Here is a 23,228-nt window from a genome sequence, read left to right as displayed (position 1 = left end):
GCCCAGCGCACCACCTGTTCGCCGGCGGCGCACCACTACCCGCCACGCGCACCAGGGATGACGGGTGCGATCAGCGCGAAAGGGTGCGAGGCCCGGAGCCCAGCACACCTCGCGCCTTGAGCTCCCTTCGGTGCCGCCGCACGCGCTGGGCGATCACCAGGCCCGCCGCCGCCAACCCAATGGTGACGGGATAGCCCATCAGCCGCTCCAGGGTTCCGGGCTGGGGCACATGCATACGGGTGATCCCCCCAGCAATGAGCGCCCCCAGGCAGACCAGCCCGCAGGCGCCGAGGAACCAACTCACCGGAGTCTGCCGGAACCACAGGACGGCAAGCAGGATCAGGGTGAACCCGCCGCCGATGAAGAACATCAGTGCGCCCGCAAAATGCCACGGAGAACCCAGGTCCTCGGGTACCAGGCCGACAACCACCGTTCCCACTCCGGCCACCCCTGTCAGGACCCTGACCGCGACCGACAACAGCCACGGTACAGTCAGCACGCGGACGGGAGCCGGGGTGTTCGGTGCGTCCCGGAATCGCCGGGCAGGCATTCCCGGACGCGCAGCGACGTACAGGAGCCCGGCAGTCAGGAACAGTGCACCTAGGACCAGCCCCAGGCCTTGCACCACAAAGGATGCGTTCATCAGCAGATGCAACGGCGAGCACACCGCCCTGTCCTCGTAGACACCGCAGGACACCGCCCCGAGGTCGCTGATGTACCCGGTTGCCCTGCTGTAGGGCTCCGGACCAGCCCAGGCCTGGATCACCGCGGCCTCCGCCACGAAGTACTGGACGACGCTCAGCTGCGCCCAGCCTCCAATGGTCGCGCGGACGCTTCGCACATCGGGTAGGAACGATCCGGCGGGAGCCGCCGTGGTCAGGTGCCCTTTCATGGTCGCCAGCCTAGCCGTGTTCAGGCACTGCCCCGGCAGCTTGTATGCTTGTAGTCGTGTCCGGGCCCTGAGCTCCAGCAATGGGTTTCATGCCATGGACGCAGGCCCTCGTAGCTCAGTGGATAGAGCACGGCTCTCCTAAAGCCGGTGTCGTTGGTTCGATTCCAATCGAGGGCACTTGAACCACCAGCAGCCCACCCCGGACCTGCGGGCCTACCTGGCCGGCAGCTGGCACGTGGAGCGGACCCTCCTGGACCGGGCTTCCGGCACCCGCGGTACCTTTACCGGCGTCGTGCGTTACACGGAGAACCCCGACGGCGGCCTGGACTACCGTGAAGACGGAACCATGCATTGGCCCACCCATTCGGGCGCGGCATTCCGCGAATACCTCCTGAAGCCTGGCACTTCGCCCGAGCGGATGGATGTCTTTTTCCCGGACGGCAGGCCCTTCCACACCATGAGCTTCTCCGAGCAGGGCCATGAGGACGAGCACTGGTGCGATCCCGACGACTACCGCGTCAGTTACAGCTACGAGGGGCCGGATTCGTTCAGTTTCGCCTGGGATGTCCGTGGTCCTGCGAAGGATCTGCTGCTCGAATCGCATGTGAAGAGGCAAAAATGAACCTGATCATTGTCAGCGCCGTCTGCGTCTACAACGAAGCCGGGCACCTCCTTACCGTCCGGAAGCGCGGAACGGACAAGTTCATGCACCCCGGCGGCAAGCCCGAGCACGGCGAAACCGCGGCCCAGGCCGCTTCCCGCGAGCTGTTGGAGGAAGTCGGGATCGGTGTGCCGGCCGAAGAGCTCCAACCCATGGGTGCCTGGCTCGCTGCGGCCGCCAACGAGGCTGAAACCACCATTGAAGCCACCGTGTTCACGGCCCCCGGAACCTGGTTGGCACACCCTTCGGCGGAGATCGCCGAGATCCGCTGGCTGGACCTCCATGCGCCGCTGCCCGGGGACCTTGCGCCGCTTCTGACCGACCACGTGCTCCCCGCCCTTGCCGCAGCCCAAGCAGGTCGCAGCTAAGCAGGTCGCAGCTAAGCAGGTCGCAGCTAAGCAAGGCGCGGGAGGCGTTACAACTCCGGGACGGCTTCCTGGGCAACCGCCGTGGCTTCGGCGAACTGGGTTTGGTACAGCTCGGCGTAGCGGCCATCGGCGGCCAGCAACTCGGCATGCGTGCCACGCTCCACGATCCTGCCGTCCTCCACCACCAAGATGGCGTCGGCTGCCCGGATGGTGGACAGACGGTGCGCAATAACGACGGCGGTACGCCCCTCGAGCGCCTCGCCCAAGGCCGCCTGCACGGCGGCTTCGTTGGTGGAGTCCAGCGCAGCCGTTGCCTCATCGAGGATGACGACGCGCGGCTGCTTGATGAGCAGCCGGGCAATCGTGAGCCGCTGCCGTTCGCCGCCGGAGAGCCGGTAGCCCCGCTCCCCTACCACTGTTTCCAAGCCGTCGGGCAGTGATCGGATCATCGGTTCCAGGCGGGCCCGCCTGAGCACATCCCACATGTCCTCTTCGGTGGCGTCGGGACGGGCAAGGCGAAGGTTGGATGCAATGGTTTCGTGGAACAGGTGACCGTCCTGGGTGACCATGCCCAGGGTGTCACGCAGTGAATCGAAGCGGATGTCACGGACGTCCACGCCTGTCCCGGGAGCCTGGCCGCCAAGCCGGACAGCACCGGAATCGACGTCGTACAACCGGGACAACAACTGTGCCACCGTGGACTTGCCTGCGCCTGAGGAACCCACCAACGCCACCGTCTGGCCGGGCTCGACACGGAAACTGACACCGTGCAGGACTTCCTCGCCACCGCGGGTGTCCAACGTGGAAACCTCTTCGAGCGAGGCCAGGGAGACTTTGTCTGCGGACGGGTAGGAGAAGCGGACGTTGTCGAACTCCACCGCAACCGGACCAGCCGGCACGGAAACCGCGTCCGGCTTCTCGGTGATAAGGGGCTTCAGGTCCAGGATTTCGAAGACGCGTTCAAAGCTGACCAAAGCGCTCATGATTTCCACGCGGGCATTGGACAAGGCCGTCAGCGGAGCGTACAGCCGGGTCAGCAGCAGCGCCAGGACCACAACATCGCCTGGAGCCAACTGGCCTCCCAACGCCAGCCAGCCGCCCAGGCCATAGACCAAGGCCAGGGCCAACGCCGAGACCAACGTCAGAGCTGTGACGAACGTGAACTGCAGCATCGCGGTGCGGATACCGATGTCCCGGACGCGTCCGGCACGTGCGGCGAACTCACGGGACTCTTCATCCGGGCGGCCAAAGAGCTTCACCAAAGTGGCTCCGGGCGCGGAGAACCTCTCCGTCATCTGGGTTCCCATGGCGGCGTTGTGGGCGGCAGCTTCACGGCGGAGATCCGCCAGCCTGGAGCCCATCCGGCGTGCGGGAATCAGGAAGATCGGCAGCAGCACCATGGCCAGCACAGTGACCAGCCAGGAGGTGTTGAGCATGACCGCCAATGTCAGGGCCAACGCCACCACGTTGCTGACCACGCCGGACAAGGTGCCCGCAAAGGCAGACTGGGCCCCGATGACGTCGTTGTTCAGGCGGCTCACCAGCGCACCCGTCCGGGTCCGGGTGAAGAAGGCGATGGGCATCCGCTGCACGTGGTCAAAGACCCGGGTGCGCAGGTCCACGATGACGCCCTCGCCAATGATCGACGACAACCAGCGCGTCAGCAGACCTACGCCTGCTTCGCCAACGGCCACGATCGCAATCAGGACAGCCAACCAGATGACGGTTCCCACCCCGGCGTTGGCGATGATCGCGTCAACCACCTGGCCGGCAAGGACCGGGGTGGCGACAGCCAGGAACGCTCCGGCGATCGAAGCGATGACGAAGGCAATGAGCTTGCCCTTATGCGGGGCGGCAAAAGCCATCACCCGCTTCAGTGTTTCCTTCGAGAACGGCTTGGAGCCGGACTTGGCAGTGGTGATGTTGTACAGCGAGCTCCAGGCCACGCGGTCCATGCTCATGGTTACTTCTCCTGGCTTGGGGTGTGATGGAGCTCCTGGACGTGGCCATTGTCCACGTGCCAACGCGAATCGAGCCGTACGTTTTCGAGCAAGCGGCGGTCGTGGGTGACCAGCAGGAGCGCCCCTTCGTAGTTTTCCAGTGCCTCTTCAAGCTGCTCGATCGCAGGAAGGTCCAAATGGTTGGTGGGCTCGTCCAGCACCAGCAGGTTTACTCCGCGGGCCTGCAGCAATGCGAGCGCGGCACGGGTCCGCTCCCCCGGTGACAAGGAATCCACAGTCCGGGACGTGTGATCCGCCTTCAGGCCGAACTTGGCCAACAGCGTCCGGACGTCCGCGGCAGTCCAATCCACCAGCACGGCTTCAACCGCGTCGCCAAGGTTGCTGCCGCCGTCGAGCAGTCCGCGGGCCTGGTCAATCTCGCCAACGGCCACCGAGGCACCCATGGAAGCGTCGCCGTCGTCCGGTTCCTGTGTCCCCAGCAGCAGCCGGAGCAGAGTGGACTTACCGGCACCGTTGGGGCCGGTGATGCCGATCCGCTCACCGCCGTTGAGCTGGAGGCTCACCGGCCCGAGCGTGAAGTCGCCTTGGCGCGCGACGACGTTGCGCAGGGTGGCGACGAGGGCACTTGAGCGGGGCGCCTGGCCGATGCTGAACTGCAGCTGCCATTCCTTGCGGGGCTCTTCCACCTCGGTGAGGCGGGCGATCCGGGACTCCATCTGGCGGACTTTCTGGGCCTGCTTCTCGGAGGATTCGGTGCTGGCGGCACGACGGATCTTGTCGTTGTCCGGGTTCTTCTTCATGGCGTTCCGGACGCCCTGGGAGCTCCATTCACGCTGGGTGCGGGCACGGGAAACGAGGTCCGCCTTGGTGTTTGCGTAGTCCTCGTAGCGTTCGCGGGCATGGCGTTTGGCGATGGCGCGTTCTTCAAGGAAAGACTCGTACCCGCCGTCGTAGACGGCAACGGAGTTCTGTGCCAGGTCCAGTTCCACGACGGCGGTGACGCACCGGGCCAGGAACTCGCGGTCGTGCGAGACCAGCACCACGCCGCCGCGCAGGCCTTGGACAAACGACTCAAGCCGGGCCAGGCCGTCCAGGTCGAGGTCGTTGGTGGGTTCGTCCAGCAAGACCACATCGAAACGGCTGAGCAGCAGCGCGGCCAATGCCACGCGGGCCGCCTGCCCGCCGGAGAGCCCCGTCATGAGCGCGTCGGTGCCCAGTTCCAGGCCGAGGTCGGCCAGGACTGCCGGGATGCGGTCTTCAAGGTCAGCGGCACCGGATGCCATCCACCGGTCGAACGCAAGGGAGTAGGCGTCGTCGGCCCCGGGAGCACCGGATCCGAGCGCTTCGGCTGTGGATTCCATCTCGGTTGTGGCCTTGGCGCAGCCTGTCCTGCGGGCAATGTACGCGGCGATGGTTTCGCCGTCCGTACGTTCATGTTCCTGCGGCAGCCAGCCCACGAAAGCGTCCGACGGCGCGAGGCTGACGGTCCCCTCCTGCGGCTGGTCGACCCCGGCCAGGATACGCAGCAGCGTCGATTTACCTGCGCCGTTCGCGCCCACCACACCAACGACGTCGCCTGGCGCCACGGTGAGGGAAAGCTTCGAAAAAAGGGTGCGGTGGCCGTGACCACCGGCAAGATCCTTGGCTACCAAGGTTGCAGTCATTGTGTCTATCCTCCAGCAAGGAAACGCAGGGAATCAGGCTGCGATTCCCGCAGGCATGGAAAAACCCGTTGGTCCGGACTTGGGGGGTGTACGGACCAACGGGTTCAATCATCAAGCATAATTCAATGTGGCGTCAGCGTAAAATCGATTCGTACTCCCACTTCCGGTTTCCCGCCGAGCGAAACCGGGCCGCCCCTGCGACACATTCCTGAAAGTTCCACATGCCATTACAGTCCAAGGCGTTCCAGCGCTGGCTTCACGGCGTTGCGCCCGATGCCAGCACGGCTGACGTCTGCAGGATCGCCGGCATCAAGAGGACCACCCTTGCCCAGCAGCTGGTTCGCGGCAAGGTGGCCGAATCCACCTTGGTCAGCATCAGTCGCGGTTTCCATATCAACCCGGTACAGGCGCTCTCGACTTTCGACCTCTACTCCGATCTTCGTGGCGACCCCGTCCCACCGACGCCCTGCGAACTGGTGAGCCAGGTGGCCACCATCGACTTGTTGCGGGCCGTGGTGGAGCGAAGCGAGCCAGGTTCCGCCCCCGCCCCGCACCTTTCGGAGCCACCGCACCCCACGTCCGTGCGGAACTGGGTGGACGCGATCGACGACGGCGAGTTGCGGCACCGCGTCAGTGTCGCCACCGGGATCGCTCCCCAGAATTTTTCGGCGCACCTGACAGCCAACAGGCTTCCGCCCGAACTCGCTGTCGCAACCTCCCGCGCTGCCGGGGTGGGGCCCGCGGGAGGACTGGTGGCCGGCGGACTCATCACCGAAGCGGAGGCCGGGTGGCCACCGGATGCCCGGCGGAAAGCCTTGGACGCCATGACCCAGAGTTCACTGGTGACCCTGGCCGGCGACCGGCTGCTGGCACTCGGTAAGACACTGCGCCGACAAGAACAAGACCACGAACGTACTGAAAGAATTTGGGAGAACCTCGGATGACGGCTGTCCTGCCCTGGGTCACGCTGGTTGTTTGCCTCGCGATTACCCTCGCACGAATCCCCAGCGCCCTGCGCGGCGAGAACCGGGATGTCTTCTACATCTTCTCGCTGATCACCCTGAGCATTTTCATCAGCATCGAAGCGCCGTATCTGGTCATTGATGGCTGGCTTGGCGGGATGAACATCGGCAACCTGGTGCTGCGGTTCCTCCTGTATGCCACGTTCTACTTCATGGGCGTCAAGATCGCCATGGCGTTCGGATCAGAATCGGCCGTACGTGCAATCCGCGGACCCATCGGCATCACTGCGGCCATACTGGTGGGTGCCTTGACCATCTACTTCTTCGCCATCACGGACACGAGGGGTTCCTCGGCCGGAATGAGCGGCCTCACCTGGGGGCCCTCCCTGGACGGCTATGCGGCCATGGGCCGGCTGTATCCCGGGTTTGTTGCCGCCTGCCTGGTTCCTGCGATCTGGCGGACCGTGGCCAGCACGGCTCCCGTGCTGCTGCGCGTGGCTTCGGGGTTCCTGCTCCTGGGCCTTTGCTTGCTGCTGCTCTCCCAGTTCTTCCCGTTGATCCCTTTTTCAGAGGCCTGGCTGCGGGTGCTCATCAACTACTCAGCTGCCATGTCCACGTGCATCGGATTGGCCGGAATCTGGTTTTCCAAGGCCTACGCCCGTCGAAAGCGACGACTCTTGGCGTAAGACTTTCACAAAAGCATTAGATCATGGCACAATCATGAATGTGTGAAAGCGGCTGCAGCCTGACACCGGAATCAGAGAACGGGTTTCCGGTGGATGTGGCGCCAACCGGATCACAATTGGGGGGATGAGTGGTGGCGGGCTGTTGGGGACCGCCCCCACTCAGCCTTTTTAACGGCAAAATTGTTTCCTCGCCGGGCAGGAGCAAATGCGGCGCGCACACCGTGACTAAGATGGCTCCATGAACAGCCTTCGCACCCGACGCTCAGTCCTCGCTGCCACCCTGGCCTCGGCCGCCCTTGCGCTTGCTGCCTGCGGCGGCGGCTCCGCTCCTGCCCAGTCCGGCGCGGATACGTCCCTTTCCGATGTGAAGTCCAAAGGCGAACTGGTCATTGCCACCGAAGGAACCTACCGCCCCTTCACCTTCCATGCTGAGGGCGCCGGCGACCTGACAGGGTACGACGTCGAGATTGCACGGGCAGTGGCAGACAAGCTAGGCGTGAAGGCAACTTTCCAGGAGACCCAGTTCGATGGCATCTTCGCGGGCCTGGAAGCCAAGCGTTTCGACACCATCGCGAACCAGATCTCCATCAATGACGAACGCAAAGCCAAGTACGAGTTCTCCACGCCCTACACCGTCTCCACGGGCGTTGTGGTCACCAAGTCCGATAACAACAGCATCAACAGCTTCGCCGACCTCAAGGGCAAAACCACTGCCCAGTCGCTGACCAGCAACTTCTACAAGATGGCTGTCGAAGCCGGCGCGAACGTCCAGGCTGTGGAGGGGTGGGCCCAGTCCGCCACCCTGGTCCAGCAAGGACGCGTCGATGCCACCGTCAACGACAAGCTCACCTACCTCGACTACGCGAAGACCACCCCCGACTCGGGTTTGAAGGTTGCAGCTGAGGCACCGGACAAGACCGAGAGTGCGTTCGTTTTCCGCAAGGGATCCACGGAACTCAGCAAGGCCGTCAGTAAAGCCCTCGCCGATCTCCAGTCCGACGGAACGCTGGCGAAGATCTCCACCAAGTACTTCGGCGCGGACGTCACCAAATAGATGAACTGGGACCTCATCTGGAGCTCCTTCGGCCCCCTGATTACTGGGGCCGTGACGGGGACCATTCCCCTCACGCTTGCGTCCTTCGCATTTGGCCTGGTGCTGGCGCTGCTGGTTGCCCTGCTGCGGCTGAGCCCCAACGTGGTCCTTTCGGGGATCGGCCGTTTCTACGTTTCAGTCATTCGCGGCACTCCGTTGCTGGTGCAGCTCTTCGTGATCTTCTACGGGCTGCCCAGCATCGGTGTGAAGCTGGACCCCTGGCCGAGCGCGATCATCGCCTTCTCCCTTAACGTTGGCGGCTACGCGGCTGAGATCATCCGTGCCGCCATCCTGTCCGTGCCCAAAGGCCAGTGGGAAGCCGGCCACACCATCGGCATGTCCCGGCCGCAGACCCTGCTGCGCATCATCCTGCCGCAAGCGGCCCGGGTATCCGTCCCACCGTTGTCCAACACCTTCATCTCCCTGGTCAAGGACACGTCCCTCGCATCCTTGATCCTGGTCACCGAACTGTTCCGCAATGCCCAGCAGATTGCTGCCTTCAGCCAAGAGTTCATGGCCCTGTACCTGCAGGCCGCCCTGGTCTACTGGGTCATTTGCCTGGTCCTTTCCACCGCGCAGTCCGCCGTGGAGAGGAGATTGGACCGCTATGTCGCCCACTGATACCCCGGAACCGCGGGTCGCCCCGGTACTGGAGGCCAGGAACCTCGCCAAGGCCTTTGGCAGCAACCAGGTGCTGCGCGACATCGACATCGATATCCGCCGTGGCCAGGTAGTGGCCCTGATCGGGCCCTCGGGCTCGGGTAAGACCACGGTCCTGCGCTCGCTCAACGGACTGGAAATACCCGACGGCGGCACCGTTACCTTCGGCCGCGGTGATGCCTCAGGTGAGCTGGCCATCGATTTTGGGGCCAAGGTGGGCAAGAAGGAAGTAGCCGCCCTCCGCGACCGCAGCGCCATGGTCTTCCAGCACTACAACCTGTTCCCGCACATGACCGTGTTGAAGAACATCATTGAGGGGCCGGTGCAGGTCCAGAAGCGTCCCAAGGCCGAGGCCATTGCCGAAGCCGAACGGCTCCTGGAACGCGTGGGCCTGGCCGACAAGCGCGACGCCTATCCCTTTGAGCTTTCCGGCGGCCAGCAACAGCGCGTCGGCATCGTGCGCGCCCTGGCCCTGAAACCCCAGCTCCTCCTGTTCGACGAACCCACCTCCGCCCTCGATCCCGAGCTCGTAGGCGACGTTCTGGGCGTCATCAAGGAACTCGCCGAAGAGGGCTGGACCATGGTGATCGTCACCCATGAGCTGGCCTTCGCGCAGCACGTCGCGGACGAAGTCATCTTCATGGATGGCGGCGTCGTGGTGGAACGGGGCCCTGCTGCCGAGGTGCTGCGCGCACCCCGGCAGGAACGGACCAAGCTCTTTGTGAAACGGCTACAGCACGATCTCTAGCCCCGGCTGAAGCGCAACGTCACCAACTGGAACGGACGGAGCACCAGGTCCACCACGGAGTCTTCCCCCACAGCAACCCCGGGGGCATCGACGGGCCGTTCCAACAGGTCCGTGGCCGCGACACCCTGGGGCTGGAATCCGGGCGCTACCTTGCCGGTTGAGCGCTCCCCCAAGGATTCGTAAAGCCGGACCACAACATCGCCCGATCCGTCCTCGGCCAGCTTGACGGCTTCCACTACGATCGCAGGATTGGTCACTGAAACCAGCGGCTCCACGGCGTGCCCGCCGGTAACGTACCGCGGTGCCAGGTTAGTGCGGTAGCCCTCTTCCACGGCGTCGGCTATCGCCGCGCCAGGCCTGATGGACAGTTCCAGGGTGTGTTCGCCCCGGTCCGCCTCCGGGTCCGGGAAACGGGCGGAGCGCAGCAGCGAGGTGCGCACCGTCGTCGTGGTTCCGCCGTCCCCGCGGACCGCCCTGGTGACGTCATGGCCGTAGCTGGAGGAGTTGCTGACCGCCACCCCGTATCCGGGTTCCGCCACGTGGATCCAGCGGTGCGCGCAGATTTCGAACTTTGCGGTTTCCCAGGAAGTGTTGGTGTGGGTGGCCCGGAAGACGTGGCCAAACTGTGTTTCGGAGGCCGAGCGGTCAGCGCGGACGTCCAGCGGGAACGCAATCTTCAGCATCTTTTCGCGTTCCTGCCAGTCCACGGTGGTGGCGATGCCCAGGGACTTCGCGCCGGCGTCGAGCGTGATGCGTTGCGTAATGGTGGAGGCGTTCACCTTGCGTTTGACCACCACGACGGCGCCCGCTGCGGTGCGCTCGAGGTCGCAGCTGTCCGCACGGGTCAGCGGAGTGACATTCCGACGATAGAACTCCTCGATGTCCCAGGCATCCCACTCGTTCGGGGTATCCCTGAAGAGCTCCAGCAGGTTGCCTGCCTGGCCCGGAGCGATCGCCTCACGGCCGCTGGCGTGGTCCACAAGCGAGCTCAGGAGACCATCAGCGTTCAGGACCGCACGGATGACCCCGTTGTCCAGGACGTAGCCGCCGGCATCCTCCTGGACGTCAACGGCGGAACCGGGGGTGGTCGCTGCGCCGGCGCCTAGAGCGGGCACTCCGGCACGCATGTGCGGGGCGGCGTTGAGCAGGTACTCGTTGCCACCTGGTCCCACCAGGGCCGTCGCGGCGGCACTGATGATTGCTTCGAGGTCGCGTGCGATGGCCTCGTAATTGCGTTCGGCATCCTGGTGGACCCACGCGATGGAGCTGCCGGGCAGGATGTCGTGGAACTGCTGCAGCAGGACCAGCTGCCAGAGGCGCTTGAGTTCCTCGTAGGGGTACTCGTAATCCGCGCCGAGCCGCACCGCAGCCGTGGAGCACCAGAGCTCTGCTTCGCGGAGGAGGTGCTCGCTGCGGCGGTTTCCGCGCTTGGTCTTGGCCTGGCTCGTGTACGTTCCACGGTGCATCTCCAGGTACATCTCCCCCACCCACACCGGAAGGTTCCCGTACTCGGCCTCAGCCTTGGTGAAGAAGTCCCGGGCGGTTCCCATTCGGACCTTGGGCGATCCCTCGAGGTCTGCGGTGCGGTGCGCGGCAGCAACCATTTCGCGCGTTGGTCCGCCACCGCCGTCGCCATAGCCGAACGGCACCAGCGACATGGTGCCACGGCCGTGGTCGCGGTAGTTACGCTCGGCGTGGGCCAACTCCCGGCCGTGCAGCTCGGCGTTGTAGGTGTCAACGGGAGGGAAGTGCGTAAACAACCGGGTCCCGTCAATCCCTTCCCAGGAAAACGTGTGGTGCGGCATCCTGTTGACCTTGTTCCAGGAAATCTTCTGGGTGAGGAACCAACGCGATCCCGCGGCCTTGACGATTTGGGGGATCGCTCCGGAATAGCCAAAGGAATCAGGCAGCCATGCTTCCTGGCATTCGACGTCAAACTCTTTCAGGAAGAAGCTCTTGCCCTCCACGAACTGGCGGGCCATGGCCTCCCCGCCGGGCATGTTCGTGTCGGACTCCACCCACATGCCGCCCACGGGAACGAACTGTCCGGCTTTGACCTTTTCCCTGATCCGGACAAAGAGCTCAGGGAAATACTCCTTCATCCATGCCATCTGCTGGGCGGAGGAACAGGAGAAGACGAAGTCCGGGTCCTCGTCCATCAGGGCCACCACGTTGGAGAAAGTCCGGGCACATTTGCGGATGGTCTCCCGGACCGGCCACAGCCACGCCGAGTCGATATGCGCGTGGCCCGTGGCCAGGAGTTCGTGCGCGGACGCATACGCCGGCCTGCTCAGGACCTCCCTGAGCGCTTCACGGCCAGCGGCTGCCGTGCCGGCGACGTCGTCGGGGTCCATGATGTCCAGCATGCGTTCCAGCGCCCGCAGGATCTCGTTGCGCCGGGGCAATTCGATGGGCAGCTCGTGCATCAGGCCACTGAGGGTCCAGATGTCCTGGTTGAGTTCCCACACAGTTTCATTCAGCTCTGCCATGACAATCCGGCCAAAGCGGTACCGGGGTTCATCACCGGAGGTCGCCTTGTCTCCCAGCGGTGTGGGGGCGAAGGACCAGCCTTGTGCAACGTCAGGGTTGGCCGCGGCCTCCACGTAGAAGTCCACGGAGTGTCCGCCGCCAAGAAGTTTCAGGGGTACGTGGTAGTTCCTGGGCGAGATCGCCTTGATGATGCTGCCGTCCGCACGCCAAGCGGTGCCTTCGCACTGGAAACCGGGGACGTCGCTGTTAAACCCAAGGTCCACGATGATCTCCACCCCAGTGGAATCCGCCATGCCCCAGTCCTGGGGCACCTCGCCCTGCAGGCGCAACCATTTGGTGCTCCAGGCCTTGCCCCATGCAGCGCCCGGCTCCTGTGGGGTGAAGAGCTGGCGCATGGCCTCGGCGGCGGGCACCGGCTCACCGGGAACATCCCAACTGCTGAGCTCCAGCGGTAAGGCCCTGCCATAAATGGCCGGAAGAATGCGTTCCCGAACAAATCGATCGAGACGCTGTTCGGTGATCCGGCGGTCGTCGTGCAATTAATTCCCCTTTGGGCGTCGGGTTAAGGACAAGGCGTGATGGCAGGTTCCCCACAGGCTGTTTTTCAACGCCTGTTCCTGATACCCGCGGTTCCATTCGATGGATAAAATCTACGTTGTTCCAGCCCAATAGCCAAGTGACGGGGCCCCCACCGGGGTGTCCCTAGGAGCCCTGTTCTCCCGTGATCCTGTCCCGACCAGCGTACACATTGAGGCTGGAACCCCGGCTGAAGCCCGCCAGTGTGATGCCCGATTCCACGGCCAGCTCCACGGCAAGGCTGGACGGAGCACTGACTGCGGCCAGGACTGGTATGCCGGCCATCGCGGCCTTCTGGACGAGCTCGAAAGACGCCCTGCCGGAAACCTGTAGCACCGTCCCCCGCAACGGGAGCATTCCGGCGCGCAAAGCCCAGCCCACCACCTTGTCCACCGCGTTGTGGCGCCCCACATCCTCCCGGAGGCAGAGCAGCTCGGAAGTGCCGTCGTCGTGAATCCTGAACAGCCCGGCGGCATGGACGCCGCCTGTCTTATCGAAAACCGCCTGTGCCTCGCGGAGACGGTCCGGCAGGGCCGCAAGGACGCTCACGGGGACGGTGACGTCGTCCTCGTACGGCGTGTGGTGCGAGGATTTGCGGACCGCCTCGATGGAGTCCGTGCCACAGATGCCGCACGAGCTTGAGGTGTACACATTGCGTCCGGTGTCCGGGCGTTCCACGTCGGGGCGCAACTGGGCGTCCACAACGTTGAAGGTCTGCACGCCGTTCTCGTCCTCCCCCGAGCAGAACCGCTCGGAGATCAACTGCGAAGGCTCCCAGATGATGCCCTCGGACACCAGGAATCCCGCGACGAGGTCGAAGTCGTCTCCCGGGGTCCGCATGGTCACCGAGAACGACATGTCGCCAAGCCTGATCTCCAGGGGCTCCTCCACGGCAAGGACATCCTCCTTGAACCGGACTGGGTGCTCCAGTGCCTGGGGAGAGCCGTCCAGGACGAACTTATGCACCTTGCGGCGCTGGGTTACGCGTCCCACGCTAAGCCACCTCGCTTTCATGCCGGACGAAGCGCACTGTCATGGCCTTGTAACCGGGCGTGTTGGACTCCCTGGCCACCAACTCGCGATGTACCAGTGCATTGGCTTCCGGGAAGTAGGCGGCAGCGCAGCCCTTCGCTGTGGGGTAATCCACCAGCCGGAACTTGTTGGCCCGCCTCTCCGAGCCGGCGAACGTCGAGATGACGTCCACCAAATCACGGTCCTGGAAGCCAAGTTCCTCGAGGTCATCGGAGTGGACGAGAATCACGCGGCGGCCCTCCGAGACTCCACGGTAACGGTCATCCAGCCCATAGAAGGTGGTGTTGTACTGATCGTGGCTTCGCACCGTCTGCAGGATCAGGTGGCCTGCAGGGGCTTCGAGGTACTCCAATGGGCGCACGCTGAAGCGACCCTTCCCGATGTCCGTGGCAAAGGTACGGGTATCACGGGGCGGGTTGGGCAACACGAAACCATTCTTGGTACGGACCCGGGCGTTGAAGTCTTCGAATCCGGGGATGACACGGGAGATATGGTCGCGGATCACGTCATAGTCCTCAGCCATGGACCGCCAGTCCACGCCGTGGTCATCGCCAAGGGTCGCCTGCGCCATACGGGCTACGATCACCGGTTCGCTGAGCAGGTGTTCGGAGACCGGTTCCAGCCGTCCCTGCGTTTTGTGGATGACCGACATCGAGTCCTCCACGGAAAGGAACTGCTTGCCCTTGGGGTGTTTGTCATCGGTGTCTGTCCGGCCCAGCGTGGGCAGGATCAGGGATGTCTTGCCATGGACCACATGGGCCCGGTTGGGCTTGGTGGAAATGTGGACCGTCAGCCCGGCACGTTTCAGGCCTTCTTCCAGTGCTGCCGTGTCCGAACCCGCCGCGGCGAAGTTGCCGCCCATGGACACGAAGACATCCACCTCACCCTTCTCGAGGGCGTGCTGGGTTTCCACGGAGTCGTAGCCATGGTCGCGCGGCATCCGGAAGCCGAACTCCTTGTCCAAGGCCGCCAGGAACGACTCCTTGGGCTTCTCCCAAATACCCATGGTGCGGTCACCTTGCACGTTGGAGTGGCCGCGGACCGGGCAGGCTCCCGCTCCCCGCTTGCCGAAGTTCCCTTGGAGCAGCAGGAGGTTGATGATTTCGCGCAAGGTATCCACCGAGTGGGGCTGCTGGGTCAATCCCAGCGCCCAGCAAATGATGGTGGCCTTGGAGGCAGCCATCATTTTCGCCACCTTGGTGATCTCCGCACGGCCCAGGCCGGTGGCGCGCTCTGTTTCATACCAGTCCACCGTAGACCGGGCCTCCGCGTAGGCGGCGAAGCCAGCGGTCTGCTGCGAAATAAAGGATTGGTCGACGACGGTCCCCGGGTTGAGCTTCTCCTCCTCCAGGAGCAGGTGGCCGAGGGCCTGGAACAAGGCAAGGTCTCCGCCGACCTTGATCTGCAGGAACTCATCGGCGATGGTGGTGCCGCCACCGATCACTCCGTTAAGGGACTGCGGGTCCTTGAAGTTCAACAGGCCCGCCTCGGGAAGCGGGTTCACGGCAACGACTTTTCCACCGTTGTTCTTGCAGTCCCGCAGTGCTGAGAGCATACGGGGATGGTTGGTTCCGGGGTTCTGGCCGACCACCAGCACCAGCTCCGCATGGTGGATGTCCTCCAGGGACACCGTGCCCTTTCCGATTCCGATGGTGGGGTTCAGTGCGCTGCCGGAGGATTCATGGCACATGTTCGAACAGTCCGGGAGGTTGTTGGTGCCGAGGCTGCGAGCGAACAACTGGTACATGAAGGCGGTCTCGTTGGCCGTGCGGCCGGAGGTGTAGAACACGCATTTGTCCGGCGTGGTGGCGTTGATGTGCTCCCCGATGAGAGCGAAAGCGTCCGTCCAGCTGATGGGCGAATAGTGGGTGTCACCGGGCCTGATGACCACAGGCTCGGAAATCCGGCCCTGGCTCCCCAGCCAGTACTCGGTCTTGCCTTCGAGGTCCTTGATGGAGTGCTCGGCCCAGAAAGGCGCGCCCACCGTCCTGGTGGTGCTTTCCTCGGCGATTGCCTTGGCGCCGTTCTCGCAAAACTCTGCCGGGCTTCGCCGGCCGGTGATCGATTCGGGCCACGCACATCCCGGGCAGTCGAACCCGCCGTGTTGGTTGACCCGCAGCATGGAGCGGACCGTACGGGTGACCCCCGCTTGCGAATAGCCGCGTTCAAGCGCCACCGTGACGGCTTTGACGCCTGCTGCGGCTCGTTTGGGCGGGTGGATCTGCAGGTCATCTTCGTTGATGTCCTGTTCGGGAGCATGCCTGTTCATGAGTCCATCATTGCATCTTGGCCGGACTGTCCGTCCAAGGCGAGCGCACCGCTCAAGCGTCCAAGGCACTCCAGTCCACCGGGCCAGCCGGAGCCTTCTTCGCCGGCCTGCCCGGCGCCTTGCGTGGCTTGTCATCCGCCGGCTTGGGTGCGGGCAGCGGCTTGCCCCAAGGCAGGGCGAACGCAGGGACCAATTCCCCCATCTGCACTCCGTGCGGCGGGACCACCATGACCCCATCCGCAGCTGCGAGGCCGCGCATCATCCCGGGAGCCACATGCTGGGCCGGCGACGCCAGGCCATACATCAGCCTGAAGGGCATCAGGCGGGTACGGCCGGGGTCCGCGTCAATCATCGCGCCGCAGGGCACCTCGGCGACGTCTTCAAGTTTGCCGTGTCCCAAGGCCGCCAACAGGGGCCCACCCACCGTGAACAAGGCCATCATCGCCGCGAGCGGATTCCCGGGCAGGCCCAGCACGAACCGGCCGTCGGGAAGCTCGGCCAGCACCGCGGGATGGCCCGGACGCATGGCGATGCCATCAATCAGCAGCTCGCCTCCGAGCTCGGCCACCGCCTTCCGGAAGTGGTCCGTCCCCGAGAGCCCGGTGCCCCCGGTGGTAATAACGACGTCGGCCGGCGGTTCGGCGTCCGCGTCAGGTCCGCCAAGCAGCGGCTCAGTATCCTGGAGGGCGGCCAGCCACTCTTCATAGCTGTCACCAACCCTGAGCTGCTCACCGGCGATGCCGCCCAAAAGTTCCACGACAGAACCCAACTGCGGACCGAACGTGTCCCGGACCTGCCCCGGACCTGGAACCCCCTGCACTACTACCTCCGAGCCTGTCAGGAGGAAGCGGACCAAAGGCTTGCCCTGAACGTTCAGATGGTCCAGTCCGGCCAGCGCCGCCAATGCTATGTGCGCCGGGTTCAGTACCGTCCCCGCTTTGAGCAGGACCTCCCCCTCCACGGCTTCTTCGGCGGCTTTACGGATATGTTGGCCGTTGCGTGGCTCGCCCGGTTTCGCTGTGCCGCCAAGCGCAAGGATCGGCAGACCGTCGTCGTCCGTCGTAATCTCGCCGCTCTCGCTGCGCAACACAGCTTTGGCGCCGGGCGGAATCAGGCCACCAGTGACAATGGGGCTCGCCTGGTGTGGTGCGAGCCGCTGCCCGGGCTCGCTAAGGATCCACGGACCACTGCCGTTGACGGCCCATCCGTCCATGGCCGACGACGCGTAGTGGGGCATGTCCTGCACGGCCAGGACATCCGAGGCCAATGTGCGGCCAATGGCGGAACTGATCGGGACCGGACCGGGCGGGATGGGCGCAGCAACCTCGAATGCCCGGCTGCGGGCCTCCTGCCACGTGTGTGCCGCGTGATGGCCCTCCCTGGGGGCCTCGGTCATTCGGCGTCTGTCCCGGTCTCCACGTACTCCTTGGCCACCTTGCGTGCCAGGTCCAAGGCCGCCTTCATGGAGGCATCGTCGCTGGCCTGGCCGATCCCGCGGGCCATGCCGGCGGCGTACCCGGCGATGAACGTGGTCAAGGGAGCAGCGGGACGCACCACCGCATGCGCAGCTACTCCGGCGACGGCGAGGACCTCATTGACGTCCACTTCGACGCCTTCCAGCTCGAATGCCTGCAGCAAAGTGCGGCACCATTCCTCGAGCGTCTCTTCCTGGCTCTTCACGTCGGCCTCCAAGTCGTAGTCAATGCCCAACGCCGTGGCGTCATCCCAGGTATCCACATCATCCGTGGCACCGGCGGGGACGGCGACATCCAGCAGGTTCAGCCTAGCAAGCAGCCGGAACACCGAAGAGTCCGTTAAGCCGGAACCGCCCTTGGCTTCCGCCACTTTCCGTTCCAGGGCCGCCGTGCTGTAAACACCCAGCAGCGGCTGCTTACGACCGTCTGCAGACACCGCCATGGCACCGTCCACGTCCGGATGGTTCCTGAGCGCGTTCCGGAGGGCATCGACTCCTCGGGCAGCGTGGGGCATGTCGCACGCCAAAACCAGCGTCCACGGACACGGCAGGGCCCGGGCCCTCAGCGCCGCCAGCCCGGCAGCGATCGCCGCAGCAGGGCCCGCAAACGGCGGCTCTTCCCGCGCCCTCAGTATGCCTTCGTACAGGGCCGCGTCGCTGCCCGGAACCTCAGGGCCTACAACCACGACGGCGGCTGCACCGCCCGATGCCTGCAGGGCATGCGAAAGGAGGGTGGCGCCGTCGTACGTTAAGGACGGCTTGGGCACGCCACCGAGGCGGGTGGCCCTGCCACCCGCCAGGACGACGGCGTTGAACTCCATCCGCCCAGATTACCCGGGGCGGGCGGAGTCGTCAGAAATCGATCAGGCAGCGGATTCCGGCAACAGGAACGGGTCCCAGTCCGGCGCAGGTTTCTCGAGTTCCTTGATCTGCCACATGGTTCCCTGGGGCACGCCGGGTTTGAAACGAAGTTTCCAACCCATCTCAGCCAGCGTGTGGTCGCTCTTGGCGTTGTTGCATTTCAAGCACGCCGCAACCAGGTTTTCCCAGGAATCCGCGCCGCCCCTGGATTTGGGGTGGACGTGGTCTATGGTGTGCGCTGTCTTCCCGCAGTAGGCGCAGCGGTGACCGTCGCGGCGAAGGACGCCCCGGCGGCTCACAGCGGTGATCCTGTTGTACTTGGGACGGATGTAGCGGTTGAGGAGGATCACGGATGGTCGTCCGAGAATCTCCTGTGGCCCGACGACAGGCTCGTCGCCTTCGGCCACTACGCTCGCTTTCCCAGTCAGCACAAGGACCAGCGCCCGGCGGAATGTTATTACCGCCAGCGGTTCATATCCAGCATTCAGAACGAGTGTGCGCATGCACGTACCTCTTCACGGCCGCACCCGTCAGGGGCACGAGGGCCGGCTGCCCTCTGCATGTACGGGCTGTGGATCGACAAGATAAGGGTAAGCACTTATATGCCGTATCAACGAATTTTTCTGTCGTTTCCCGTGCGGTGTCGGCAAATGTTCATGCGTGGTTAAAGCGGAACACCCCGTCGGCCGAAGCCTGCGGGGTGTTCCAAAAGGTACGTTATTAGCCGTTGACGCGGATGAAAACCGGGCCGGAGCCGACGTTGACGCTGAACAATGCCGTGGTGGATCCGTTCCATCCACCGTGCACTGCCATGCCGTTTCCGACGTAGACAGCGATGTGGGCCTGCCCGGCCAAACCGCCGTTGGCGTAGTAGGCGAGGTCGCCCGGCTGGGCTTCTGCAGCACTGACGGTACGGCCCAAGGAGAGGTACCCGGCCGGCCAGTCATGGAAGTGGATGCCCACGGCTGCCAGGGAGTTGGTCACCAGCATGGTGCAGTCCTGGGTCACGCCGAGCTGGGCGTAAGCTGCGGCGGCGATAGCTGCACCGAGGCCGCTGGAAGCTGCCGGAGCCTTGGCAGACGTAGCCGAGCTGTTGACGGCAAGCGTCGCGTTGCCGGTGGAAGCAGCCGTGTTGGCGCCCTCCGTGGCCTTGGCTTCTGCCTTGGCGGGGGCCTTCTTCTCCACGGGAGCCGGAGCTTCAACCGTGGTGACGACGGGCCGTTCGTAGGAAATGGCTACCGTGGAGTCCGCAGCGATGGTCGACTGGACCACTGCCTGGACATCGAGGGTGGACGTCGCGGTGGATTCACGGTCAACGTTGGTTTCGGCGGCGTTGGCCGCGACACCGCTGGTCAGGACCAGACCGGAAGCCGCTGCGATGACGGCGGCCTGGCGGCCCACAGTACCGGCGTTGCCGCCGACAGCCTTGGCGATGATGGCAAGCGAGCTGGTCTTGGGGGCCTCAGCGCGATGCCGTGCAACCTTGTTTGCACTGGTCATGATTTTCTCTTTTCGTATCCGCGTGCAGTGGGGTTACACGCGGGTAATGGGCGGCCAGCACTTGGGGGCATGCTGGCCGGCCACGAACCGGATGTTTTCTAGCGAAGGGTGAAGAAGGAAGAGGTGCCCGTGGAGGCTGCCGAGTGCAGGAGAGTGCCCTGGCTCGGGTTCAGTGCGCTGATCATCATGCCGTTGCCGACGTAGATGCCGACGTGGGCTCCGCCGTTCTGCATGACGAGGTCACCGGGCTGGGGGTTGCTGGTGGGCTTCATGGCCGTCCAGGCGTTGACGCGGGGAATGCTGATGCCGGCCTGCGCGTAGACCCACTGGGTGAAGCCGGAGCAGTCCCAGCCGTTGGGGGTGGTGCCGCCCCATACGTAGGGGTGGCCGATACCGGTGTAGGCAATGGCGGCGAGGCCCGAAGCAGCAGCGCTTGCAGCACCGTCCGTAACCTCGGAGGACTTTGCGGTGACTGCTGCTGCGGCGTCCTGGCTACCAGCGGCGCGCTGGGTGACCTGCGATGCACGCTGGACAACCTTGGGGGCTTCCTTGGTGGCCACGACCGGGCTCTCGAAGGCCACGGTGGCGGTTGGCTCTGCGGTGACGACGGCGGTTGCCACCATCTGCTGGGTGCTGGAGGCTTCCGACTTGGAGACGTCCGTATCAGCTGCCGTAGCCGGAAGACCGGCGGTCAGGACAAGGCCCGAAGCTGCTGCCAGGACGACGGCCTGACGGCCAACCGAACCGGCGTTGGACGAAACAGCCTTGGAAAGAGTGTTCAAGGGGTTCGTACGAACCGTTTCAGCGCGGTGGCGCGCAGGGGTAGTGCGTGATGACACGTAGGTAGCCTCTCCCAATGCCTGCGAGGTGAGCTGTCGGATTCGGATGGGAGTCATCCGGCCGCGTTGCTTCAAGGAAGCTTTTGCGACTTAACCCCAAGGCCTTCTATCGAAGACCAAAAGTGGTTCCCCCGCCCCTGCCAGACGATTTATGCGAACGGACCTTGAGTGGTGGCAGAGCTAGGCAATCCACTCAAGTGCATCGGCCCCCTAAAAAGCCGATGCGCTTTGTACGGTACAACAGTTGAACGCGAATGTCACATTCAGGTCACGGGGTGTCGCAAAATGCGAGAGGCGACCATCAACTGGCTTAGAGCCAGCCCATGGGGTCTACAACTTCTCCGTTGACCTGGACCTCGAAGTGGAGGTGGCAGCCGGTGGAAGCGCCCGTGGTGCCGCTCAACGCGACGGTATCGCCACGGGTGACGGTCTGCCCGACCTTGACGTTGAAGGACGACAGGTGGTTATAGGTGGTCTCGAGGCCGTTGCCGTGGTCCACTACCACGCGGTTGCCTCCGCCATACTCGTGCCATCCGGCGAAAGTGACCTTGCCCGTGGCAGCCGCATGCACCGCGGTGCCGCACTGGGCAACGAAGTCCTGGCCGCGGTGGAAGTCTCCCGTGCCGCCCGTGAGGGGGCTGACCCGGTAGCCGAACGGCGAGGCCGTGACCAGGCTGTCCAAGGGGCTGGCAAGCGTGCCTACGGACGAGGCGCGCTGGATGCTGCCGACCGACTGGGCGCTGAGCAATTGCTTCAGCTTGCCGTCGGGGTCAGCTGCGGTTGCGACGGCGGCGCGGCTAAAGTCGATTTTTGCCGATGCGGCCGCGGAAACCTCTGGCTGGCTGCCGCCGGAAACGGCGAGGGCGGACTCGGACTGGCCCGACTCCGACGTTGCCATCACGGGGCTTGTGGCCGGCAGTCCGACAGTCAGCGCCAAGCCGGTGGCAGCGAGGGCTACTCCGGCTTTCTGGCCGACACCACTGGCTGCGGCGAAATCGGCAACCTGGCGCAATGGGCTCTTACGGCGGCGGACTTGGCGCTCAGTGTCACGGGGCCGGACCTCCATTGTTGCGCGGGCTGGCCGCAGCTCAACAGCGGGGCCGGTGGCGCGGCGACGACCCCTGACGTTCTGCGATGTCAAACTCTGTTCCTCTCTGGAAAGCCTGCGAAGTTAGCTGTCGGATTCGGGTCAGAGAGTTCAAAGACCCGGTCCGCACGAAGCGCTCATGGCACACAGGTATCCCAGGAGGGACTTGCGTAAATGGGCACTTCTGCTGCGGACTTCACCCCAAGGCTGCTTCTTTAGACAGCCGCTTGTGGTTCCCCCGCCTCTGCCAGTGGTGGATGGCACACCTGATCCGCTGGCAGAGCTCGGCTCCGGATCAGGTAACGCTTTGGTATCGGCGCTAGTAGATAACTATAGGCGATTAAAGCCTGCAGTAATAAATTCGTTATCAACAGGACGACGCACGCCCTTATCATCAATCCCGGAAAACCGCAGGTCACATTGTCCCGCGGGGCACAAAAGTGAGGTTTGACACGGCATACCCGAGGATGCGGCGCCCCGAAGGGAGGTCAGCCCAGGGAGACGAACACGTGGGCCGCAACTTCCGGTGGAAGCTCAAGCGCTCCCTCGATGCCGGGAACCCGGACAGAAATGTACTCGCCGACGCGTTCCAATGACACCGCTGCCCCGGGACGGATTCCGCCTTCGTCCAGTTGGGTGAGGAGTTCGGGCTCCACCTGGATGGGCTCGGCAAGCCGGCTGACCACCACGCGGGAATCGGCGGCGTAGCCATCCATGGCCTGCAGCAGGTTGATGTCGAGCCGCGGAATGGTCTGCGTCGGCAGGCCGCCCAGGGCTTCGAGTCCTGGAATCGGATTGCCGTAAGGCGACTCGGTGGGGTGTTCAAGGAGTTCGTAGAGCCGGCGTTCAACCCGCTCACTCATCACGTGTTCCCAACGGCACGCTTCGTCATGGACGTACGCCCAGTCGAGGCCAATGACATCGGCAAGGAGCCGCTCCGCGAGACGGTGCTTTCGCATGACCTCGGTGGCGCGCTTGCGGCCCATCTGGGTCAGTTCAAGGTGACGGTCGTTGGATACGATCACCAGGCCATCGCGCTCCATGCGGCCGATGGTTTGTGAAACCGTGGGGCCGGAGTGCCGCAGGCGCTCGGCGATGCGGGCCCTGAGCGCCACAATGTTCTCTTCTTCAAGCTCCAAAATGGTCCGAAGATACATCTCAGTGGTATCGATCAGATCCGTCATCCAGCTCAGCTCTCCTCGAACGCAGTTTCCTTGCGTAATCTCCACCGTACCGCGTCCTTGGCCAGGGCAGCCGGTGTGTACCGCTGGCCCTTGAACGCCGACACCCAGCCTAGCTTATTTGGAATTACTCTGGATAATTCCGGTCGCATCCTGTTGCTTCGCATTCCACGTGGCGGACTATGACGGATGCAGGTTACAGCCCCCGGGCCGAGTCAGGCAGA

At 64.3% G+C, this 23,228-nt stretch carries 20 protein-coding genes, 1 tRNA gene and 2 riboswitches; of the genes, 8 read left to right on the top strand and 13 right to left on the bottom strand.

Annotated elements, in window-relative coordinates:
- Window positions 1-70 precede the first annotated feature (70 nt).
- Complete coding sequence (locus QRM57_RS06230; protein WP_284985942.1) at window positions 71-892, bottom strand: hypothetical protein; 822 nt, start codon at window positions 890-892, stop codon at window positions 71-73.
- Window positions 893-996: 104 nt separating this feature from the next.
- On the opposite strand from QRM57_RS06230, the gene QRM57_RS06225 reads away from it, so the two are divergent.
- From QRM57_RS06225 to QRM57_RS06215, 3 genes are all read left to right on the top strand, one after another.
- Window positions 997-1,069: transfer RNA gene (locus QRM57_RS06225), tRNA-Arg, on the top strand.
- 1 nt (window position 1,070) lies between these two features.
- On the top strand, window positions 1,071-1,514 hold the full coding sequence (locus QRM57_RS06220) for a DUF6314 family protein (protein WP_284985941.1): 444 nt from the start codon (window positions 1,071-1,073) through the stop codon (window positions 1,512-1,514).
- Entirely contained in the window at window positions 1,511-1,921 is a 411-nt protein-coding gene (locus tag QRM57_RS06215) for an NUDIX hydrolase (RefSeq protein WP_284985940.1), read from the top strand. Before QRM57_RS06220 ends, QRM57_RS06215 begins: the two co-directional genes overlap by 4 nt.
- 47 nt (window positions 1,922-1,968) lie before the next feature.
- On the opposite strand, the gene QRM57_RS06210 is transcribed toward QRM57_RS06215, so the two are convergent.
- Together QRM57_RS06210 and QRM57_RS06205 are read right to left on the bottom strand one after the other, a co-directional pair.
- Window positions 1,969-3,882, bottom strand: coding sequence for an ABC transporter ATP-binding protein (locus QRM57_RS06210; RefSeq protein ID WP_284985939.1), 1,914 nt, complete (start codon window positions 3,880-3,882; stop codon window positions 1,969-1,971).
- 2 nt (window positions 3,883-3,884) lie between these two features.
- Window positions 3,885-5,546, bottom strand: coding sequence for an ABC-F family ATP-binding cassette domain-containing protein (locus QRM57_RS06205; RefSeq protein WP_284985938.1), 1,662 nt, complete (start codon window positions 5,544-5,546; stop codon window positions 3,885-3,887).
- 221 nt (window positions 5,547-5,767) lie between these two features.
- Here QRM57_RS06205 and QRM57_RS06200 point away from each other — a divergent pair, with 221 nt between their 5' ends.
- The 5 genes from QRM57_RS06200 to QRM57_RS06180 all read left to right on the top strand — a co-directional run bounded on the left by QRM57_RS06200 (window position 5,768) and on the right by QRM57_RS06180 (window position 9,695).
- Complete coding sequence (locus tag QRM57_RS06200; RefSeq protein ID WP_235518969.1) at window positions 5,768-6,490, top strand: hypothetical protein; 723 nt, start codon at window positions 5,768-5,770, stop codon at window positions 6,488-6,490.
- Window positions 6,487-7,194, top strand: a complete 708-nt coding sequence (locus QRM57_RS06195; protein WP_257368901.1) for a hypothetical protein — start codon at window positions 6,487-6,489, stop codon at window positions 7,192-7,194. The genes QRM57_RS06200 and QRM57_RS06195 overlap by 4 nt, the downstream gene beginning before the upstream one ends.
- 238 nt (window positions 7,195-7,432) lie before the next feature.
- Complete coding sequence (locus QRM57_RS06190) at window positions 7,433-8,248, top strand: amino acid ABC transporter substrate-binding protein (protein WP_284985937.1); 816 nt, start codon at window positions 7,433-7,435, stop codon at window positions 8,246-8,248.
- Window positions 8,249-8,908: an amino acid ABC transporter permease gene (locus QRM57_RS06185; RefSeq protein WP_257368903.1), complete on the top strand. Its 660-nt coding sequence runs from the start codon at window positions 8,249-8,251 to the stop codon at window positions 8,906-8,908.
- A complete protein-coding gene (locus tag QRM57_RS06180; RefSeq protein ID WP_257368904.1) occupies window positions 8,895-9,695 on the top strand; it encodes an amino acid ABC transporter ATP-binding protein in 801 nt (266 codons plus the stop codon). The genes QRM57_RS06185 and QRM57_RS06180 overlap by 14 nt, the downstream gene beginning before the upstream one ends.
- On the opposite strand, the gene QRM57_RS06175 is transcribed toward QRM57_RS06180, so the two are convergent.
- From QRM57_RS06175 to QRM57_RS06130, 10 genes are all read right to left on the bottom strand, one after another.
- Window positions 9,692-12,724, bottom strand: a complete 3,033-nt coding sequence (locus QRM57_RS06175) for an alpha-mannosidase (RefSeq protein ID WP_284985936.1) — start codon at window positions 12,722-12,724, stop codon at window positions 9,692-9,694. The two genes, QRM57_RS06180 and QRM57_RS06175, sit on opposite strands and share 4 nt — an antisense overlap.
- 163 nt (window positions 12,725-12,887) lie before the next feature.
- Window positions 12,888-13,754, bottom strand: a complete 867-nt coding sequence (gene fdhD / locus QRM57_RS06170) for a formate dehydrogenase accessory sulfurtransferase FdhD (RefSeq protein WP_257368906.1) — start codon at window positions 13,752-13,754, stop codon at window positions 12,888-12,890.
- A 1-nt stretch (window position 13,755) separates the two neighbouring features.
- Window positions 13,756-16,062, bottom strand: coding sequence for an FdhF/YdeP family oxidoreductase (locus tag QRM57_RS06165; RefSeq protein ID WP_284985935.1), 2,307 nt, complete (start codon window positions 16,060-16,062; stop codon window positions 13,756-13,758).
- Between the two features lie 52 nt (window positions 16,063-16,114).
- Window positions 16,115-17,458 carry a molybdopterin molybdotransferase MoeA gene (locus tag QRM57_RS06160; RefSeq protein WP_284985934.1) on the bottom strand — a complete coding sequence of 448 codons (1,344 nt, stop codon included), beginning with the start codon at window positions 17,456-17,458 and terminating at the stop codon, window positions 16,115-16,117.
- Window positions 17,455-18,357 (bottom strand): NTP transferase domain-containing protein, encoded by a 903-nt coding sequence (locus QRM57_RS06155; protein WP_284985933.1) that lies wholly within the window; start codon window positions 18,355-18,357, stop codon window positions 17,455-17,457. Before QRM57_RS06155 ends, QRM57_RS06160 begins: the two co-directional genes overlap by 4 nt.
- Before the next feature lie 42 nt (window positions 18,358-18,399).
- Window positions 18,400-18,900 (bottom strand): HNH endonuclease, encoded by a 501-nt coding sequence (locus tag QRM57_RS06150; protein ID WP_144662688.1) that lies wholly within the window; start codon window positions 18,898-18,900, stop codon window positions 18,400-18,402.
- Between the two features lie 217 nt (window positions 18,901-19,117).
- On the bottom strand, window positions 19,118-19,897 hold the full coding sequence (locus QRM57_RS06145; RefSeq protein ID WP_284985932.1) for an NlpC/P60 family protein: 780 nt from the start codon (window positions 19,895-19,897) through the stop codon (window positions 19,118-19,120).
- Window positions 19,898-19,995: 98 nt separating this feature from the next.
- A complete protein-coding gene (locus QRM57_RS06140; RefSeq protein ID WP_257368910.1) occupies window positions 19,996-20,736 on the bottom strand; it encodes a C40 family peptidase in 741 nt (246 codons plus the stop codon).
- A gap of 4 nt (window positions 20,737-20,740) precedes the next feature.
- A riboswitch (cyclic di-AMP (ydaO/yuaA leader) is annotated at window positions 20,741-20,902 on the bottom strand.
- A gap of 144 nt (window positions 20,903-21,046) precedes the next feature.
- Complete coding sequence (locus tag QRM57_RS06135) at window positions 21,047-21,877, bottom strand: M23 family metallopeptidase (RefSeq protein ID WP_284985931.1); 831 nt, start codon at window positions 21,875-21,877, stop codon at window positions 21,047-21,049.
- Window positions 21,878-21,881: 4 nt separating this feature from the next.
- Window positions 21,882-22,096, bottom strand: a riboswitch (cyclic di-AMP (ydaO/yuaA leader).
- A gap of 215 nt (window positions 22,097-22,311) precedes the next feature.
- A complete protein-coding gene (locus QRM57_RS06130; RefSeq protein ID WP_235518947.1) occupies window positions 22,312-23,007 on the bottom strand; it encodes an iron-dependent transcriptional repressor DtxR in 696 nt (231 codons plus the stop codon).
- Window positions 23,008-23,228 lie beyond the last annotated feature (221 nt).

The sequence above is a fragment of the Arthrobacter sp. fls2-241-R2A-172 genome (assembly GCF_030208885.1).
Lineage (GTDB): Bacteria > Actinomycetota > Actinomycetes > Actinomycetales > Micrococcaceae > Arthrobacter.
This window is presented reverse-complemented; position numbering and strand designations above follow the sequence as displayed.

What these genes read in the sequence shown, in the direction of transcription:
- QRM57_RS06210 (WP_284985939.1), bottom strand. Translation starts at nt 3,882, where the DNA reads ATGAGCATGGACCGCGTGGCCTGGAGCTCGCTGTACAACATCACCACT.
- QRM57_RS06230 (WP_284985942.1), bottom strand. Translation starts at nt 892, where the DNA reads ATGAAAGGGCACCTGACCACGGCGGCTCCCGCCGGATCGTTCCTACCC.
- QRM57_RS06185 (WP_257368903.1), top strand. Translation starts at nt 8,249, where the DNA reads ATGAACTGGGACCTCATCTGGAGCTCCTTCGGCCCCCTGATTACTGGG.
- QRM57_RS06160 (WP_284985934.1), bottom strand. Translation starts at nt 17,458, where the DNA reads ATGACCGAGGCCCCCAGGGAGGGCCATCACGCGGCACACACGTGGCAG.
- QRM57_RS06150 (WP_144662688.1), bottom strand. Translation starts at nt 18,900, where the DNA reads ATGCGCACACTCGTTCTGAATGCTGGATATGAACCGCTGGCGGTAATA.
- QRM57_RS06155 (WP_284985933.1), bottom strand. Translation starts at nt 18,357, where the DNA reads ATGGAGTTCAACGCCGTCGTCCTGGCGGGTGGCAGGGCCACCCGCCTC.
- QRM57_RS06195 (WP_257368901.1), top strand. Translation starts at nt 6,487, where the DNA reads ATGACGGCTGTCCTGCCCTGGGTCACGCTGGTTGTTTGCCTCGCGATT.
- QRM57_RS06145 (WP_284985932.1), bottom strand. Translation starts at nt 19,897, where the DNA reads ATGACCAGTGCAAACAAGGTTGCACGGCATCGCGCTGAGGCCCCCAAG.
- QRM57_RS06130 (WP_235518947.1), bottom strand. Translation starts at nt 23,007, where the DNA reads ATGACGGATCTGATCGATACCACTGAGATGTATCTTCGGACCATTTTG.
- QRM57_RS06215 (WP_284985940.1), top strand. Translation starts at nt 1,511, where the DNA reads ATGAACCTGATCATTGTCAGCGCCGTCTGCGTCTACAACGAAGCCGGG.
- QRM57_RS06190 (WP_284985937.1), top strand. Translation starts at nt 7,433, where the DNA reads ATGAACAGCCTTCGCACCCGACGCTCAGTCCTCGCTGCCACCCTGGCC.
- QRM57_RS06165 (WP_284985935.1), bottom strand. Translation starts at nt 16,062, where the DNA reads ATGAACAGGCATGCTCCCGAACAGGACATCAACGAAGATGACCTGCAG.
- QRM57_RS06205 (WP_284985938.1), bottom strand. Translation starts at nt 5,546, where the DNA reads ATGACTGCAACCTTGGTAGCCAAGGATCTTGCCGGTGGTCACGGCCAC.
- QRM57_RS06200 (WP_235518969.1), top strand. Translation starts at nt 5,768, where the DNA reads ATGCCATTACAGTCCAAGGCGTTCCAGCGCTGGCTTCACGGCGTTGCG.
- QRM57_RS06180 (WP_257368904.1), top strand. Translation starts at nt 8,895, where the DNA reads ATGTCGCCCACTGATACCCCGGAACCGCGGGTCGCCCCGGTACTGGAG.